Consider the following 16,772-nt stretch of genomic DNA (forward strand, 5'->3'; position numbering starts at 1 on the left):
CGCCCGGCGACCGGCTTGACCCGGCGGTCACCGGGAATGCCCGCCGCCGCCACGAACCGAACGAGGCAACAACTGACCCTGCCGGTCATTCCAGAGGATCGGCTTTCCGCGCTCTGGCGTCATCCTCACTGATAGACGTGCAGCCGGCCGATCGTCCACGCATGGTAGGACGCCAGCAGGCCGGGCACGGCGCAATCGTCGTACAGGCCATTGCAGCGCGAGCGCAGCGCGGTGGCCGCGGAGAAATACGGATCGGTCGGCACGCCGGCCGCCTGCAGCACCATGCTCGGCAGGAAGGCGATATCCAGCATCGGGTAGTTCGGGATCGGCGTGCCGACGAAGTTGCTTTTCAGCATGTAGTAGGTGAGGTAATCGTGGTACGGCTGCAGCGCAGGCGGCAGCCTGCGCTGCAGCTTGCGGATCTGTCCGTCGAACGACGGCTGGTGATCGCCGAAATGCAGCAGCACGGTCGACTGCGGCCGGTCGAGGAAATCGTGTTCCAGCCCGCGCATGGCGATGTCGGAATCGTGCAGCCGCGACAGGTAGGTGTCGAAGTTGAGCGCCGCGCCGGGTGACAATCCGCGCAGCAGGTTGCGGAACGGCTTGCGCAGTTCCGACATCGGGTCATTGTCGTGCGGACCATGCTGGTTCAGCGTCAGGATCATGATGAATACCGGCTGCCCCGGCTTCCTGATCTTGTCGTAGACGCGTTTGGCCGCGCCGAACATCTGCGCGTCGCTCTCCTCCCACTCTTCCAGCCCCAGCTCGCTGGCGCCGTACAGGTGATCGAAACCGTAGGCCTGATACGCGTTGCTGCCGTTGATGAAACTGGCTTCGGTGGGATAGATGCCGATCGTCAGGTAACCGAGCCGGCGCAGCTGCAGCGCCAGCGCGTCGTGCACCTTCGGCGCCAGCACGTAGGGCGCATACATGCCGCCGGGGCCGAAGATGTCCTGCGGCATGCCGGTCAGCGCGGCGAACTCGCTGACCCAGGTGCCGCCGCCAAACGTGTGCACGCGCAGCACGCCGGACGCGCGGGTTCGCGCATCCGGCTGGAACATCGCCACCCGGCACTGCGGCACGTTGCAGGCGGTATAGAACGACGGATCGAAGGTGCTTTCCTCCAGCACCTGCACGATGTCCGGATACGCCGCCCGCGCGATGCCGGGCGTACCCGCCGCCGTGGTGCCCCACGCCTGCTCGGCTTCGGCATCGCTGCTCATGTCCGGCAGCTGCACGTCCGAGTCACGGAAATTGACGAAGAAGTTCGTCAGCTGCGCATCGTCGGACAGCTTCTCCCACACGTTGCGCGAATGCACCTGCGCAAACAGGCCGGTGGGCAGCATGCACAGCCAGAACGCCAGCGCGCTGAGCGCGATGCCGCCGATGCGCACGCCGGTGGCCACCGGCGGCCGCAGGCCGGCCAGCACGCGCCAGTCCCAACGCCATACCAGGTACAGCAGCGGCGGCATGAGCACGCACAGGCCGATGCCCAGCGAGTACATGTGCGGGTAATGCCGCAGGGTGTCGACCAGGCTGCTGCGTACGTAATAGATGAAATCCGATGGCATCAGCTGCGAATCGAGGTAGCGCAGCTTCATCACCGAAATGAATTTCAGCGCCACGAACAGCGCGCCGCCGACCAGCAGCGCCGTGGCGAACCGCGCCAGCACGAACAGCAGCGCGCCAAACGTGCACAGCATCAGGCCGACGATGAAGGCGCGCTGCATCGGAAACGGTTCCTGCCAGGCCGTCAGCGCGATGCAGCCGGCGAAAAAGGCCACCGCACAAAGCGACACCGCGGTAACCCGGACCTGGCTTGTAGACAGTCGACGCATGATGGAGAGCCCCCCTGCAGGACCCGATGTCACTGGAATGCCATCTTACGGTCTTGCGCCGGCAGCAGACAGGCGCGTCCGCCACGCCGTTCCACTGGCGTTGGGCATCGAGGCGGCGGACGAGACGCAAACGGGCGGCCCGATCTGCTAGCTTCCGCGGTCTGAACCTGCATGCCCCCGGAATCGCCATGTCACGCCCAACCCCGTTCGCCGCCCTCGCCTTCGCCCTGCTCGCCGGCTGCGCGGTGCAGCCCTGGAAACTCGGCCAGACGCCGGACGGCGCCCGCGCGAAGGTGGCGATCCTGGAGACTACCGACGTTCATTCCAACGTGTTGAGCTATGACTACTACAAGCTCAAGCCGGACGACTCGCTCGGCTACGAGCGCACCGCCACGCTGATCCGCCGCGCCCGTACGGAATTCCCCAACAGCTTCCTGTTCGACAGCGGCGACACCATCCAGGGCAGCGTGCTGGCCGACTACCAGGCCCTGGTGAAGCCGGTCGCGTGCGATCAGGAGCTGGCGATCTACAAGGCAATGGACGCGATCGGTTACGACGGCGGCACCGCCGGCAACCACGAGTTCAACTACGGCCTGGGCTTCCTGTCGCAGGTCACCGGCACGCCGATGAACGTGGACGGCGGCCGTGAAACCCGCTGCGCCGGCCCGCATTTCCCGCTGGTGCTGGCCAACGTCTACAGCGCGCGCGACGGCAAGCCGATCTTCAGGCCGTGGACCATCGTCACGAAGAACATCGAGGCGTATACCGAGGACGGCAGCAGGATTCGCGTGCCGCTGCGCGTAGGCATCATCGGCTTCACGCCGCCGCCGATCATGGACTGGGACAAACAGAACCTCGCTGGCAAGGTGACCGTCAGCGGCGTGGTCGAGGCGGCCAGGAAATACCTGCCGGAGCTGCAGGCGCAGCATCCGGACCTGATCGTGGCGATCCTGCACGGCGGCCTGGACACCGCGCCCTACACGCCGCGGATGGAAAACGCCGGCTGGTACCTCGCCGGCGAGCCCGGCATCAGCGTGCTCCTGCTGGGCCATTCGCATACCGAATTCCCCGGCCCGCACTACGCCGGCATGAAGGACGTCGATGCCCACCTCGGCTTCGTGCGCAACGTGCCGACGGTGATGGGCGGCTTTTTCGGCAAGGACCTGGGCGTGATCCAGCTGGTGCTGAACCGCCAGCAGGGCCGCTGGGTGGTCGACCTCGACAACACCCGCAGCGAGGTGCGCCCGATCTGCCCGATCACCGTGGGCAAGAACAAGGGCCCGTGCGCGCCGGCCGATCCCGCCATCGCTCCGCTGGTGCAACAGGCCCACGAAGCCGCCATCGCCTACGTCAACACGCCGATCGGCGAAAGCACGCTGCGCCTGAGCAGCTATTTCGCCGACGAAGGCAACATGACCGCGCTGGCGCCGGTCAACGCGGCCCAGGCCGACTATGTGCGCACCGAATTGCCGCGGCTGCGCCCGGAACTGGCCGGCGTGCCGGTGCTGTCCGCCGCCGCCGCGTTCCGCACCGGCTTCGGCGGCCCGGACGACTACACCGACGTCGCGCCCGGCCCGCTCACCCTGCGCAGCGCCGCCGATCTGTACTTCTATCCGAACACCCTGGCCGCCGTGAAGACCGACGGCGCCGGCGTGAAAGCCTGGCTGGAAAAATCCGCCGAACGCTTCAACCGGATCGATCCGGCGAAGGCGGGCGAACAGGCCCTGATCAACGCCCGCTTCACCGGCTACAACTTCGACCAGATCCAGGGCGGCATCCGCTACGTCATCGACGTCTCGAAGCCGGTCGGCCAGCGCATCACCACGCTGACCTTCCATGGCAAGGCGGTCGAGCCGACCCAGCCGTTCATCGTGGTCACCAACAACTACCGCGCCAACGGCGGCGGGCACTTCCCCGGCCTCGACGGCAGCAACATCGTGCTGGCCGCCCCCGACGGCACCCGCGAGATCCTGGCGAAGTGGCTGGAACGTCGGCACCGGATCGGCACCGGCGACCTCGAACCGACCCCATGGGCATTCGCGCCCTTGAAGGCGCGCGGCCCGATCGTGTTCACCGCGGCCAGCGGCAAGCAGGACCTCGCACGCGAGGCCGGGCTGCACAACATCCGCCAACTCAAGGATCACGGCGACGGCACCGCGACCTACGAAATCCAGCTTTCGCGCTGATGGCGTTACCCACCTTCCGTTTTCGTGACGAAGCGGCCGAACGCGCACGCGCGATGGGTCGGGAGATGAGCATCCCCTCAGGCGCGCCAAAGGCGCTCCCGCCGCTGCGGCTGATCCTGCTGATCGGCTGGAGCCCGATCGTGCTCGGCAGCGCCATCGCCGCGATGACCGTGTTATCCCATCCGGACAGGATGCTCGCGCACGTTTTCTTCGTCCTGATATGTGTGCTGCCTTCGATACCGCTGGGGCTGGTTCAGCGCAGCCTGTGGCAGCGTCGTGCCTCGTGGAAAGTCAGCGTCATCGTGTTGCTCGCCCTGTCCTTTCTCATGGCCCTGGGCAGTGCCAGCGTCGGCATCTTGTTGATGACGCAGTTTGCAGGCCTGCCAGGCGGCTTCCAGTGGCGCAGCGTGCTGGGGAGCATGGATGTCGTGTGGTTCGTGCTGCTCGCATTCTGTGCGATGCACATGGTGATCGGATATTACGTCTCGATGAAAGAGGAGAGTGAGCGCGCCCTTGCAGCCGTCGCGCTGACACGCGACGCCGAATTGCGCGCGCTGCGCTATCAGCTGCACCCGCATTTTCTGTTCAACACGCTCAATGCGATCTCGACGATGGTGGTTGAGCAGCGCACTCGGGATGCCACTCGAATGATTGCTCGGCTGGGGGACTTTCTGCGCGCCACGCTCGAAGGGGATGGTCCGCACGAAGTCACGTTGGCGGACGAGCTCTCGCTGACCGAGCACTACCTGGATATCGAGAGGGCGCGGCTCGGCGATCGGTTGGCCATCCGCATGCAGGTGGGTCCCGACACCCTGCGCGCAGCGGTGCCCTACCTGCTGTTGCAGCCGCTGGTGGAGAACGCGATACGCCACGGCATTGCAGCTCGCGGCGAAGGCGGTCGCCTGGACATCCAGGCGAGCCACGTCGCCGGGCGGCTGCATATAGGTGTGCGCAACGACGGGGTAGACCCCGCCGCCGGCCAGCCATCGGCCAACCCCACGGATTCGTCATCGCTCGGCTTGCGCAACGTGCGTGAACGATTGCTGCGGCTGTATGAGGGCGACCATGAGTTCGGCCTGACTTTGGCTGGCGACGGCACCTGCCAGGTTCTCATCGATCTGCCGTTTCGCCGCATGCCCGCACCGGCGATCGAACCATCGGCGGTATCGGCGTGACCGTTCGGGTGCTGGTGGTCGACGACGAGCCGCTGGCCCGCCGCGGCGTCATCAAGCGCCTCGCTGCCCACAATGACATGCAGGTGGTCGGCGAAGCCGGCGACGGCAAAGCGGCGCTGTCCGCCATCCTCGACACCACGCCGGATCTGGTTTTCATGGACGTGCAGATGCCCGGCATGGGCGGACTGGAAGCACTCGGCACGCTGTCGCCGCGCGAACGGCCGATGACGATCTTCCTTACCGCTTACGACCAGTTCGCCCTGCGCGCATTCGAGGTGCAGGCACTGGACTATCTGCTCAAACCCATCGACGACGAACGCTTTGCCGAAGCACTCGACCGGTCCCGCGAGACACTGGCCACACGCCGCGGCCGCAGCACGGCATCAGGCCTTCAAATGCTGCTGGCGGCGCAGCGAGGTACCCCGGACTACGCGTCGCGCTTTGCCGTCCGCATCGGCAACCGCGTCGCTTTCATCGATGCCGCCGACATCGACTGGATCGAAGCCATGGGCGATTACGCCGGACTGCATGTTGGAAGCAAGGTGTACCTGTTGCGCGAGCGGCTGCACCAGCTGTCCCGCCGGCTCGATCCGACGCAGTTCATGCGCATCCATCGTTCGACCATCGTGCGCGTGAATCGCATTGCGGAGATGGAGGCGCTATCGAACCGCGACAGCCTGCTGCGCCTGCACGACGGCACCCCGCTACGCGCCAGCCGCACCTATGGCGAAGCGCTGCGCGCGGCACTTGCCGGATAGCCGTGGCGGGGCCCCGTTCGCACGCCTCTCGCGTCGGCATTACACGGTTCATCGCATCGATCCACCGACTCGACGCAGCGCGCAGCCGCAGGGCGTCAAGCCAACCCTATAGTCAGGGCGAGCCGCGCCTGTCGCCGCTTTACTGCGCATCCGTCACGGCCGTTGCCACTTTCAGGAGTTGCCCACATGAAGATCCTGCTGCTCGCCACCATCAGCCTCGCCGTGATGGCGGGATCGGCGCATGCCGCCGCCACATCGAACATCGCCGCCGGCGATGCCGGCGTCGCCAGAGGCCAGATCGAACTGGTGATCGCGCGCTTCCAGGCCGCCATCATCAGGAAGGACAAGGCTGGCCTGAGCGAGCTGTTCCTGCCCGCGAACAACTCCTGGATCGCCGTGCCGACGGAAGCGACTTACCGCATCGTGCATGCCAGACATCCGAAGGCGCGACGTTTCATGCCAGGCAGCTACGCCGAGTTCGCCAGCTTCATCAGCGCCAGCCCCGAGCGCATGGAGGAGAAGTTCTCGAACGTGAAGATCGAAACCGACGGCGCCGTGGCTTCGGTATATTTCGATTTCGTTTTTCTCAGCAATGGCGAGCAGCAGAACCGTGGCAGCGAAACCTGGCAGCTCATCAACACGGGCAGCGGCTGGAAGATCAACGCACTCGTCTACAGCATCAACCTCGACCCTGCCCAGGTGAAGTGAGCGGCAAGGGCACGCCCATCCGCCGCCCTTGCGCGCATCGACGGCGCTGCTCCATCAAGCGAATGTCCCCATGGCAGGGGGCGTGACGGCCCCGCCTCCATCCGGCAGATCCCCAGCCATGCCATTGCTTTCGACCACGGCGCCGCGGCGGAGCGGGCGGGCAGCGCGTTCATGGCCGTGGCGCCGGGGCCGAACAGCGGAAAGTTGCAAATGAATCTGTTGACCGCAGCGCAACATCCCCTCTAAGGTCGAACGCATGTCGCCGCTTTCCACGCCAGCACGCACGCACTCCGCCCCGGTTTCCGCCGGGTGTGCGCCGTTGCCGGCCGGCGCCATCAGCCGTTCCTTCGCCACCACCACCACGACCACGATTACCACTCGGTCGGGGTGGGTGTCCGTGCGCGACTAGGTTCTTCACTACGCAACGGCCCCGCCCTCGATCGAGGCGGGCCGGTGCACTCCCCAAGCACAAGCCGATCCGCCAGCGAGCACGGGCCTCACCAGGAGGTCATCGTGAACATCTGTGCGCCCCAACTTGCCGATCTGCCGCCGTCGCGCGGTTTCGTCGTGCCGTCCCCGCGGCGGCCACGCGTGCTGGCAGTCGGCGTGATCGGCCCCGGCCGCGTCGGCAGCGCCCTGCTTGGACAGTTGCGTGCCGCGCAGCCGCGGCTGGCGCGCGACAGCGGACTGGAGCTGAAACTCTGCGGCGTGGTGGCCAGCAAGCGCATGTGGCTGGACTGCGACGACGCCGAACTCAACGGCCGCCACGGCGGCGCGCAGATCTGGCGACCGAACGACCTGGACGCGTTCGCCGAACACGTGCGCGGCGGCGACGGCCGGCATGCGCTGCTGATCGACTGCAGCGCCAGCGACGAGGTGGCCGCGCACTATCCGCGCTGGCTGGCCGCCGGTCTGCACGTGGTGACGCCGAACAAGCTCGCCGGCAGCGGGCCGCTGTCGCGCTGGCAGGCGATCCGCGCCGCCTGCGCCAGCGGCGCGCGCTTCCGCTACGAGGCCACCGTGTGCGCCGGCCTGCCGGTGGTACAGACCTTGCGCGACCTGCTCGACACCGGCGACGAACTGCTCGCCGTGGAAGGCATGTTCTCCGGCACGCTGGCCTGGCTGTGCAACCGCCACGACGGCTGCCAGCCGTTCTCCGCGCTGGTGCGCGAGGCGCATGCACTGGGCTATACCGAACCGGATCCGCGCGACGACCTGTCCGGCCTCGACGTGGCGCGCAAGCTGGTGATCCTGGCGCGCGAGGCGGGGTGGCCGTTGTCGCTGGAGGATGTCGCGGTGGAAAGCCTGGTGCCGCGCGCGCTGGCCGGCTTGACTCTCGAAGCCTGCATGGAGCGGCTGCACGAACTGGACGCGCCGATGGCGGCAAAGCTGGTCGAGGCACAGGCCACCGCCGGCGTGCTGCGGCATGTCGCCAGCCTGGACCGCCATGGCCGTGCCCGCGTCAAGCTGGTCGTCCTGCCCGCGAAACACGCGTTCGCGCATACCCGGCTCACCGACAACATCGTGCAGTTCACCACCCGCCGCTACTGCGATAATCCGCTGTCGGTGCAAGGCCCCGGCGCCGGTCCGGAAGTGACCGCCGCCGGCGTGTTCACCGACTTGCTGCGCATCGCCGAGTCGCTGGAGGCACGCGCATGAACTCCTCCTTGCCGGAACCCGTCATGGCCTCACCGCGCCGCGCCAAACCCCCGCAAGTCGCCTGCGCCTTCGCGCCCGCAAGTGTCGGCAACGTGGGGGTCGGCTTCGACCTGCTCGGCCACAGCGTGGCCGGCGCCGGCGACCGCGCCGAGGTGCGCCGCATCGACGAGCCTGTGGTGCGCATTGCGGCGATCCGCGGCTGCGTCACCGACCTGCCCACCGATCCTCGTGCGAACACCGCCGGCACCGCGCTGCTCTCGCTGCGCAAGGCGCTCGGCCTGCAGCACGGCTTCGAGCTGGTGCTGCACAAGGGCATCGCGCTGGGTTCGGGCATGGGCGGTTCGGCCGCGTCGTGCGTGGCCGCACTGGTCGCCGCCAATGCATTGCTGGCGCAACCGTTGCCGCGCGAAGCGCTGTACGGTTTTGCACTGGACGGCGAAGCCGTGGCCAGCGGCAGCCGCCACGGCGACAACCTCGGCTCGATGCTGCTCGGCGGCCTGGTGCTGGCCACCCACGAACGGCTGCTGCGCATCGACGTGCCGGCCGCCTGGCACTGCGCGCTGGTGCACCCGCACGTGGTGCTGGAAACGCGCAAGGCGCGCGCGGCGCTGGCTGGTCACTACGAACTCGGCGAGTTCGTGGCGCAGAGTTCGAACCTCGCCCTGGTGCTGGCCGGCTGCTACCGCGGCGACGCGGCACTGGTGCGCGAGGGCCTGAAGGACGTGCTGGTGGAACCGCGCCGCGCGCCGCTGATCCCGAACTTCGCCAGGGTGAAGCAAGCTGCGCTGGACCATCGCGCGCTCGGTGCCAGCATCTCCGGCGCCGGCCCCAGCGTGTTCGGCTGGTACGACAGCCGCAGCGATGCCGAAGCGGCGAGCGTGGCGATGCAAGCTGCGTTCGCGGAGGCCGGGCTGGACAGTGACGCGTGGGCCTCGCCGATCAATGGGCCGGCTGCCGCATTGATCGACTCGATCGAGGCTGCCGCATGAGTGCCGCCGATCCCTTGCAATATCACAGCACCCGCGGCGGTGTTCCGGCCGTGCCGATCAGCCAGGCGATCGCCGCCGGACTGGCGCCGGACGGCGGGCTGTACGTGCCCGAAAGGCTGCCCACGCTCGACCCGGCCGCGTTCGACCCGCACGGTTCGCTGGTCGACACCGCGGCTACCCTGCTGATGCCGTTCTTCGCCGGCGATGCGCTGGCCGACGAACTGCCTGCGATCTGCGCCGAAGCGTTCACCTTCGACGCGCCGCTGCGCGCGCTGCCGGCGCATCCGGCCACGCTGATGCTGGAGCTGTTCCACGGCCCCACCTCGGCGTTCAAGGATTTCGGTGCGCGCTTCCTGGCCGCCTGCCTGCGCCGGTTGCCGCGTGGCGACGCGCGGCCGCTGACCATCCTGGTCGCCACCTCGGGCGACACCGGCGCCGCGGTGGCCGCCGCGTTCCACCGCCAGCCGAACGTGAACGTGGTGATCCTGTATCCGGACGGGCTGGTCTCGCCGCGACAGGCGCACCAGCTCGGTTGCTTCGGCGACAACGTCACCGCACTGCGCGTGGCCGGCCGCTTCGACGACTGCCAGCGCATGGTGAAAGCCGCGCTCAACGATGCGTCGTTGCAGGCGCAGCGACCGCTGTCCTCGGCCAACAGCATCAGCCTGGGCCGGCTGCTGCCGCAGATGAGCTACTACGCGCACGCCGCGCTGGGCTGGTGGCGCGAACACGGCACGCCGCTGAATTTCGTCGTGCCCACCGGCAACCTGGGCAACGCGCTGGCCTGCCTGTGGGTGCGCGAGCTGGGCCTGCCGGTCGGCGAAGTACGGCTGGCCTGCAACGCCAACGCCACCCTGCCCGACTATTTCGCCGGCGCCGAGTACGCGCCGCGCGACGCGATCGCCACCCTGGCCAACGCGATGGACGTGGGCGCGCCCAGCAACTTCGAGCGGTTGCGCTGGACGTTCCCCGACGAAGCCCACCTGCGTCGCCTGCTGCGGGTGCAAAGCGTCGACGACGCCACCATCCGCCGCACCCTTGCCGATCACGCACGCGCACACGGCGAAGTGTTCTGCCCGCACACCGCCACCGCGATGCACCTGCTCGACCAGCTGCGGGCGGACGGCGACGCCGCGCCATGGGCGGTGGTCGGCACCGCCCATCCGGCCAAGTTCGAGAGCGTGGTGGAGCCGCTGGTCGGCCACCCGGTCGAGGTTCCCGCCGCGCTGGCCGCGATGCTCGCGCGCGACACCCGCGCCGAGCCGCTGGCCGCCAGCGACACGACCCTGCGCGACTGGCTGATGCTCTCGTGAAGCACCCCACGCCGTGCCCGGCAAAACCGTCTGGACATCTGGACGTCCAAAACGAGTCGATCGACTGATTTCAGATGAAACTGTTGACGCCGCCGTGCGAAGTACCCTAAGGTCGATTCCATGTCGCAGCGCAGCAGCCATTCCCGCACCGCCGAAATGAACCGTCTCGCGACGGTCGACGGCCTGCTGCAGCTCGGCGGCACGCTCCTTATTACCCTCGTACTCGTACTCCTTATTACCAACGGAGGTGCGGGCTGAGGGCATGTATCCAGGTAGCTAGAAAAACCTGAAAACACCCAAAGAACCCCGCACCCGGTAACGGATGCGGGGTTTTTTTTGTGCCTTCGGCGCCGCCCACAGCGGAGCCATGATGAAAAACCCCGACCAGCACAACGCCCCGATCAGCGACGACGACGTAGTCGCCGAACGCGTGCGGATCTTCGACACCACCTTGCGCGACGGCGAGCAGGCGCCCGGTTTCTCGATGGACCGGCGCGCGAAACTGCGCATGGCGCAGCAGCTCGAGGCGCTGGGCGTGGACATCCTCGAAGCGGGTTTTCCGCAGGCTTCGCCGGACGATTTTGCTGCAGTTGCGGAAATCGCCGGCACGCTGAAAAGCACCACGGTGTGTGCGCTGGCGCGCTGCCAGGACGGCGACATCGACAGCGCCGCCCGCGCACTGAAGACGGCGCGCCATTCGCGCATCCACCTGTTCCTGTCGACCAGCCCGCTGCATCGCGAGCACAAGCTCGGCATGAGCAAGGCGCAGGTGCTGGACACGGCGGTGCGCGCGATCGAACGGGCCCGCGGCTTCTGCGACGAGGTCGAATTTTCCGCCGAGGATGCGCTGCGCACCGAACCCGAATTCCTCGCCGAAGTCTTCAGCGCCGCGGTCGACGCCGGCGCCGGCACGCTCAACGCGCCGGACACGGTGGGCTACACCACGCCGAGCGAGATCGTCGAGCTGTTCCGCTACCTGCGCCAGCACGTGCGCGGTGCGGACAAGGTGATCTTCTCCAGCCATTGCCACGACGATCTCGGCATGGCGGTGGCGAACAGCCTGGCGGCGGTGAGCGCCGGCGCACGCCAGGTGGAGTGCACCATCAACGGCATCGGCGAGCGCGCCGGCAACGCCGCGCTGGAGGAGGTGGTGATGGCGCTGAAGGTGCGCGCGCCGCACTTCGGCGTCGGCACCCGCATCGACACCCGCCAGCTGTACCCGAGCTCGCGCCTGCTCACCGAGCTGACCGGCCAGGCGGTGCCGCGCAACAAGGCGATCGTGGGCGCCAACGCGTTCGCGCACGAGTCGGGCATCCACCAGCACGGCATGCTCAAGCATCGCGGCACCTACGAAATCATGCGGCCGCAGGACGTCGGCATCGCCGCGACCAGCCTGGTGATGGGCAAGCATTCCGGCCGCGCCGCGCTGCGCCAGCGCCTGCAGGCGCTGGGCCATACGCCGGACGACGCCGCGCTGGACGACATCTTCATCCGCTTCAAGACGCTGGCCGATCACGGCCGCGAGCTGCACGACGAGGACCTGGAAGCGCTGGCGCTGGGCCACGACCCGCACGCCGCCGGCCCATGGCACCTGGTGCAGCTGCACACCAGCTCGCACCTGGGCGGCAGCGGGTCGGCCTCGGTGAGGCTGGCCCACGACGACGGCCACGAGATCGGCGAGGCGGCGATCGGCGACGGCCCGGTCGACGCCGTGCTGCGCGCGATCGAGCGCGCCACCGGCACGTCGCTGGAACTCACCCGCTTCCAGATCGACGCGATGAGCGAAGGCGGCGACGCCCAGGGCCACGCCCAGCTGAGCGCACGCCACGCCGCCCGCGACTGGCGCGGCCACGGCACCAGCACCGACATCGTCGAAGCCACCGCGCTGGCCGCGCTGGCCATCGTCAACCGGATCGCCCGCCAGGCGCCGGCCACCGCCGGCACCGCCACGCACGCCAAGGGAGTCACCGCATGAGTACGCCATTCGTCTGGCACAACGGTCGCATCAAGCCGTGGGCCGAGGCCAACGTCCACGTCAGCACGCACGCGCTGCACTACGGCTCCTCCGTGTTCGAGGGCGAGCGCGTGTACGCCACGCCGCGCGGCCCGGCCTACTTCCGCCTGGCCGAGCACACCCGCCGGCTGTTCGAGTCGGCGCGCGTGTACGAGATCGAGGTCGGCTACAGCGAGGACGAGATCAACGCCGCCTGCCTCGAGCTGATCCGCGCGAACCGGATGCCTTCGGCCTACGTGCGGCCGATCGTGTTCCGCGGTGCCGGCGGGCTGGGCGTGCTGGCAAAGGACGACGCGCCGGTGGAGGTGGCGATCATCGCGCTGAACTGGGGCGCGTACCTGGGCGAGGCGGCCGAGCGCGGTGCCGACGTCTGCGTGTCGTCCTGGAACCGCCCCGCGCCGAACACCATCCCCAGCTGGGCCAAGGCCGGCGGCAATTACCTGTCGAGCCAGCTGATCGGGCTGGAGGCACGCCGCAACGGCTACGACGAGGGCATCGCGCTGGGCCACAACGGCCTGCTCAGCGAAGGCGCCGGCGAGAATCTGTTCCTGGTGAAGCGCGGCAAGCTGCTCACCCCGCCGTCCAGCGCCGGCATCCTGGCCGGCATCACGCGCGACGCGGTACTCACCCTGGCTGCCGATCTCGGCATCGCGGTGGAAGAGCGCGACCTGCCGCGCGAGGCACTGTATTCCGCCGACGAAGTGTTCATGACCGGCACCGCCGCCGAGATCACCCCGGTGCGCTCGGTCGACCGCAAGGCAATCGGCAAGAGCGCGCCCGGTCCGGTCACCAAGGCGTTGCAGCAGGCGTTCTTCGGCCTGTTCGACGGCCGCACGGAAGATCGCTACGGCTGGCTGAGTGTGGTTGATGCGATCGTCTCTGACCGCAAAGATCAGGAACCGGCCATCCATGGCCGGACTCCTCATCAACAGCCCGCTACCACGGAGGTCGCGGCATGACCTCACGAACCCTCTTCGAGAAAGTCTGGGACGCCCACGTCGTCGTCGCCGAAACCGCCGACACGCCCGCGGTGATCTACGTCGACCTGCACCTGGTGCACGAAGTCACCTCGCCGCAGGCGTTCAGCGAGCTGCGCGAGCGCGGCCTGAAGCTGCGCCGGCCAGACCGCATGCTGGCCACGCTGGATCATTCCACGCCGACCCTGCCCACGAATGCCGACGGCAGCCGCCCGTATGCGAACGCCGAGGCGCAGGCACAGGTCACGCAGCTGGAAGCGAACTGCCGCGAGTTCGGCGTCGAGTTGCACGGCTGGGACAGCGCCGACCGCGGCATCGTGCACGTGATCGGCCCCGAGCTGGGCGCGACCCAGCCCGGCATGACGATCGTCTGCGGCGACAGCCACACCTCCACGCATGGTGCCTTTGGAGCCTTGGCGTTCGGCATCGGCACCACCGAGGTCGGCCACGTGATGGCCACGCAGTGCCTGCTGCAGCGCAGGCCGAAGACCATGGCGATCCACGTCGACGGCCAGCTGCCGCCGGGCGTGGGCGCGAAGGACCTGATCCTGCACATCATCGGCACGATCGGCGTCGATGGCGGCACCGGCTACGTGCTGGAGTATCGCGGCGCGGCGATCGAGGCGCTGTCGATGGACGAGCGCATGACCGTCTGCAACATGTCGATCGAGGCCGGCGCGCGCGCCGGGCTGATCGCGCCGGACGAGACCACGTTCGCCTGGCTGGAAGGTCGCGCGCGCGTGCCGCAAGGCCCCGCGTGGGACGCGGCGGTGGCGAAGTGGCGCGCCTTGCGCAGTGACGATGGTGCGCATTACGACCGCGAGGTGCGCATCGACGCCGGCGCCGTGAAACCCACCGTCACCTACGGCACCCATCCGGGCATGGCAATCGCCATGGATGCGCCGGTACCGGCGGCGACCAATGCGCAGGAACGTCGCGCGCTCGACTACATGCAGAGCAAGCCCGGCCAGCCAATGCAGGGCACGCCGGTCGATGTGGTGTTCGTCGGCAGCTGCACCAACTCGCGCCTGTCCGACCTGCGCGAAGCGGCGCGCGTGCTGCACGGCCGTCGCATTGCCAGTGGCGTGCGCATGCTGGTGGTGCCCGGTTCCGAGGCGGTGCGCCGCGACGCCGAGCGCGAAGGCCTGCACCACGTGTTCACCGCCGCCGGCGCCGAGTGGCGCGTGCCCGGCTGCTCGATGTGCATCGCGATGAACGGCGACCTGGCGCAGCCGGGACAGCTGGTGGTCTCCACCTCCAACCGCAACTTCGAGGGCCGCCAGGGCAAGGGCGCGCGCACCGTGCTGGCCAGCCCGGCCACCGCCGCCGCGTCGGCGATCGCCGGGCGCATCGCCGATCCGCGCGAGTACACGACGCAGGAGCAAGCCGCATGAAACCGATCAGCCGCCTCCACTCCCGCACCGCCGTGCTGGCCGACGAGAACATCGACACCGACCGCATCATCCCGGCGCGCTTCCTCACCACCACCACGCGCGAGGGGCTGGGCCAGCTGTGCTTCCACGACTGGCGCTACCAGGCCGACGGCAGCGACAACCCGGCGTTCCCGCTGAACCGGCCCGAGGCACGCGGCTGCGCGATCCTCATCGCCGGGCGCAACTTCGGCTGCGGCTCCTCGCGCGAGCATGCGCCATGGGCCTTGCTGGATTACGGCATCCGCGCGGTGCTGTGCAGCGAGATCGCGGACATCTTCCGCGGCAACGCGCTGAAGAACGGCCTGCTCGCCATCGCCATCGACGAGCTGGAGCACCGCTGGCTGCTCAAGCACCCCGGCATCGAGCTGGCGATCGACGTGCGCGAGCAGTACATCGCGCTGCCCGACGGCGGCCGCATCCCGTTCCGTCTGGAACCGTTCGCGCGGCACTGCCTGCTCAACGGCGTCGACCAGCTCGGCTACCTGCTGCAACACGCCGACACGATCACTCATTACGAACACCAGGAGCAAGCGGCATGAAGGCACGCATCGTTACCCTGCCCGGCGACGGCGTCGGCCCCGAAGTCACGGCCGCCGCGGTGGCCGTGTTGAAGACCGTGGCCGCGCGCTACGAACACGTGTTCGCGTTCGAGGAACAGCTGATCGGCGGCATCGCGATCGACGCCACCGGCGAACCGTTGCCGGCCGCCTCGCTGGCGGCGTGCCAGTCCGCCGATGCGGTGCTGCTGGGTGCCGTCGGCGGTCCGAAGTGGTCCGATCCGAACGCACCGGTGCGGCCCGAACAGGGCCTGCTGGCGCTGCGCGCTGCGCTCGGCGTGTACGCGAACCTGCGCCCGCTGCAGGTGCATCCGGCGCTGGCCAACCTGTCGCCGCTGAAGAACGACAAGCTGAAGCACGTCGACGTGCTGTTCGTGCGCGAGCTCACCGGCGGCGCCTATTTCGGCGCGAAGACGCGCAGCGCCGACGCCGCCACCGACGAGTGCAGGTACACCGTGGCCGAGATCGAGCGCGTGGTGCGCCGTGCGTTCGATCTGGCGCGCGACCGCCGCCGCCATGTCACCTCGGTCGACAAGGCGAACGTGCTGGAAACCTCGCGGCTGTGGCGCAGCACGGTGCAGCGCATCGCCGCCGACTACCCCGACGTGAAGCTCGAACACCAGCTGGTCGACTCGATGGCGATGCTGCTGCTGACCCAGCCGAACCGCTACGACGTGGTGGTCACCGAGAACCTGTTCGGCGACATCCTCACCGACGAGGCCGCCGCGCTGGCCGGCTCGCTCGGCCTGCTGCCGTCGGCGTCGCTGGGCGACGGTCGCCGTGGACTGTACGAACCGATCCACGGCTCGGCGCCGGACATCGCAGGGCTAGGCGTGGCCAATCCGGTCGGCGCGATCCTTTCCGCCGCGCTGCTGCTGCGCCACTCGCTGGGCCTGGAAGCCGAAGCGGTGGCGATCGAATCGGCGGTCGAGCAGGTGCTGCGCCACGGCCCGCACAGCCGCGACATCGGCGGCAGCGCCGGCACCGATGAAGTGCGCGATGCCGTGCTCGCGGCGATCGAGGATCACGCCGACAACGCCGCCGCGTTCTTCTGCGGAGCACGCGCATGCGGCTGATGCAGCCAGGGTTTCCCCGGCGGGCACACGGACGTGCCCGCATTTTCTGCCGCCCCCTGCGTGCTTCCGGCACCGGACGGTTCGTGCAC

General features: G+C 68.6%; 15 protein-coding genes. 13 read left to right on the forward strand and 2 right to left on the reverse strand.

Annotated elements, in window-relative coordinates; all coding sequences use genetic code 11:
- Positions 1-125: 125 nt before the first annotated feature.
- Positions 126-1,838, reverse strand: a complete 1,713-nt coding sequence (locus ACFPME_RS08715; protein ID WP_377304223.1) for a sulfatase-like hydrolase/transferase — start codon at positions 1,836-1,838, stop codon at positions 126-128.
- Between the two features lie 188 nt (positions 1,839-2,026).
- Between ACFPME_RS08715 and ACFPME_RS08720 the strand changes: the two genes are divergently transcribed.
- The 4 genes from ACFPME_RS08720 to ACFPME_RS08735 all read left to right on the forward strand — a co-directional run bounded on the left by ACFPME_RS08720 (position 2,027) and on the right by ACFPME_RS08735 (position 6,665).
- The gene (locus ACFPME_RS08720) at positions 2,027-4,024 is read left to right on the forward strand and encodes a bifunctional 2',3'-cyclic-nucleotide 2'-phosphodiesterase/3'-nucleotidase (RefSeq protein WP_377304225.1); all 1,998 of its coding nucleotides are present in this window, start codon (positions 2,027-2,029) and stop codon (positions 4,022-4,024) included.
- A 53-nt stretch (positions 4,025-4,077) separates the two neighbouring features.
- Positions 4,078-5,199, forward strand: a complete 1,122-nt coding sequence (locus tag ACFPME_RS08725; protein WP_377304227.1) for a sensor histidine kinase — start codon at positions 4,078-4,080, stop codon at positions 5,197-5,199.
- Complete coding sequence (locus ACFPME_RS08730) at positions 5,196-5,957, forward strand: LytR/AlgR family response regulator transcription factor (protein WP_377304229.1); 762 nt, start codon at positions 5,196-5,198, stop codon at positions 5,955-5,957. Before ACFPME_RS08725 ends, ACFPME_RS08730 begins: the two co-directional genes overlap by 4 nt.
- Before the next feature lie 186 nt (positions 5,958-6,143).
- Entirely contained in the window at positions 6,144-6,665 is a 522-nt protein-coding gene (locus tag ACFPME_RS08735) for a nuclear transport factor 2 family protein (RefSeq protein WP_377304231.1), read from the forward strand.
- Between the two features lie 54 nt (positions 6,666-6,719).
- Here ACFPME_RS08735 and ACFPME_RS08740 read toward each other — a convergent pair whose 3' ends face one another.
- A complete protein-coding gene (locus ACFPME_RS08740) occupies positions 6,720-7,034 on the reverse strand; it encodes a hypothetical protein (protein WP_377304233.1) in 315 nt (104 codons plus the stop codon).
- Between the two features lie 144 nt (positions 7,035-7,178).
- Here ACFPME_RS08740 and ACFPME_RS08745 point away from each other — a divergent pair, with 144 nt between their 5' ends.
- The 9 genes from ACFPME_RS08745 to leuB all read left to right on the forward strand — a co-directional run bounded on the left by ACFPME_RS08745 (position 7,179) and on the right by leuB (position 16,683).
- Positions 7,179-8,324, forward strand: a complete 1,146-nt coding sequence (locus tag ACFPME_RS08745; protein ID WP_377304235.1) for a homoserine dehydrogenase family protein — start codon at positions 7,179-7,181, stop codon at positions 8,322-8,324.
- Positions 8,321-9,313: a homoserine kinase gene (locus tag ACFPME_RS08750; protein WP_377304237.1), complete on the forward strand. Its 993-nt coding sequence runs from the start codon at positions 8,321-8,323 to the stop codon at positions 9,311-9,313. Before ACFPME_RS08745 ends, ACFPME_RS08750 begins: the two co-directional genes overlap by 4 nt.
- A complete protein-coding gene (thrC, locus tag ACFPME_RS08755; RefSeq protein WP_377304239.1) occupies positions 9,310-10,626 on the forward strand; it encodes a threonine synthase in 1,317 nt (438 codons plus the stop codon). The genes ACFPME_RS08750 and thrC overlap by 4 nt, the downstream gene beginning before the upstream one ends.
- Before the next feature lie 120 nt (positions 10,627-10,746).
- Positions 10,747-10,884 (forward strand): hypothetical protein, encoded by a 138-nt coding sequence (locus ACFPME_RS08760; protein ID WP_377304241.1) that lies wholly within the window; start codon positions 10,747-10,749, stop codon positions 10,882-10,884.
- A 112-nt stretch (positions 10,885-10,996) separates the two neighbouring features.
- A complete protein-coding gene (locus ACFPME_RS08765) occupies positions 10,997-12,601 on the forward strand; it encodes a 2-isopropylmalate synthase (RefSeq protein WP_377304243.1) in 1,605 nt (534 codons plus the stop codon).
- The gene (locus tag ACFPME_RS08770) at positions 12,598-13,599 is read left to right on the forward strand and encodes a branched-chain amino acid transaminase (protein WP_377304245.1); all 1,002 of its coding nucleotides are present in this window, start codon (positions 12,598-12,600) and stop codon (positions 13,597-13,599) included. The genes ACFPME_RS08765 and ACFPME_RS08770 overlap by 4 nt, the downstream gene beginning before the upstream one ends.
- Entirely contained in the window at positions 13,596-15,011 is a 1,416-nt protein-coding gene (gene leuC, locus ACFPME_RS08775) for a 3-isopropylmalate dehydratase large subunit (protein ID WP_377304247.1), read from the forward strand. Before ACFPME_RS08770 ends, leuC begins: the two co-directional genes overlap by 4 nt.
- Positions 15,008-15,589: a 3-isopropylmalate dehydratase small subunit gene (gene leuD, locus ACFPME_RS08780; RefSeq protein WP_377304249.1), complete on the forward strand. Its 582-nt coding sequence runs from the start codon at positions 15,008-15,010 to the stop codon at positions 15,587-15,589. The genes leuC and leuD overlap by 4 nt, the downstream gene beginning before the upstream one ends.
- On the forward strand, positions 15,586-16,683 hold the full coding sequence (leuB, locus tag ACFPME_RS08785) for a 3-isopropylmalate dehydrogenase (protein ID WP_377304251.1): 1,098 nt from the start codon (positions 15,586-15,588) through the stop codon (positions 16,681-16,683). The genes leuD and leuB overlap by 4 nt, the downstream gene beginning before the upstream one ends.
- The last annotated feature ends 89 nt before the right edge of the window (positions 16,684-16,772 follow it).

This window comes from Rhodanobacter umsongensis (assembly GCF_042654965.1).
GTDB classification, from domain to species: domain Bacteria; phylum Pseudomonadota; class Gammaproteobacteria; order Xanthomonadales; family Rhodanobacteraceae; genus Rhodanobacter; species Rhodanobacter umsongensis.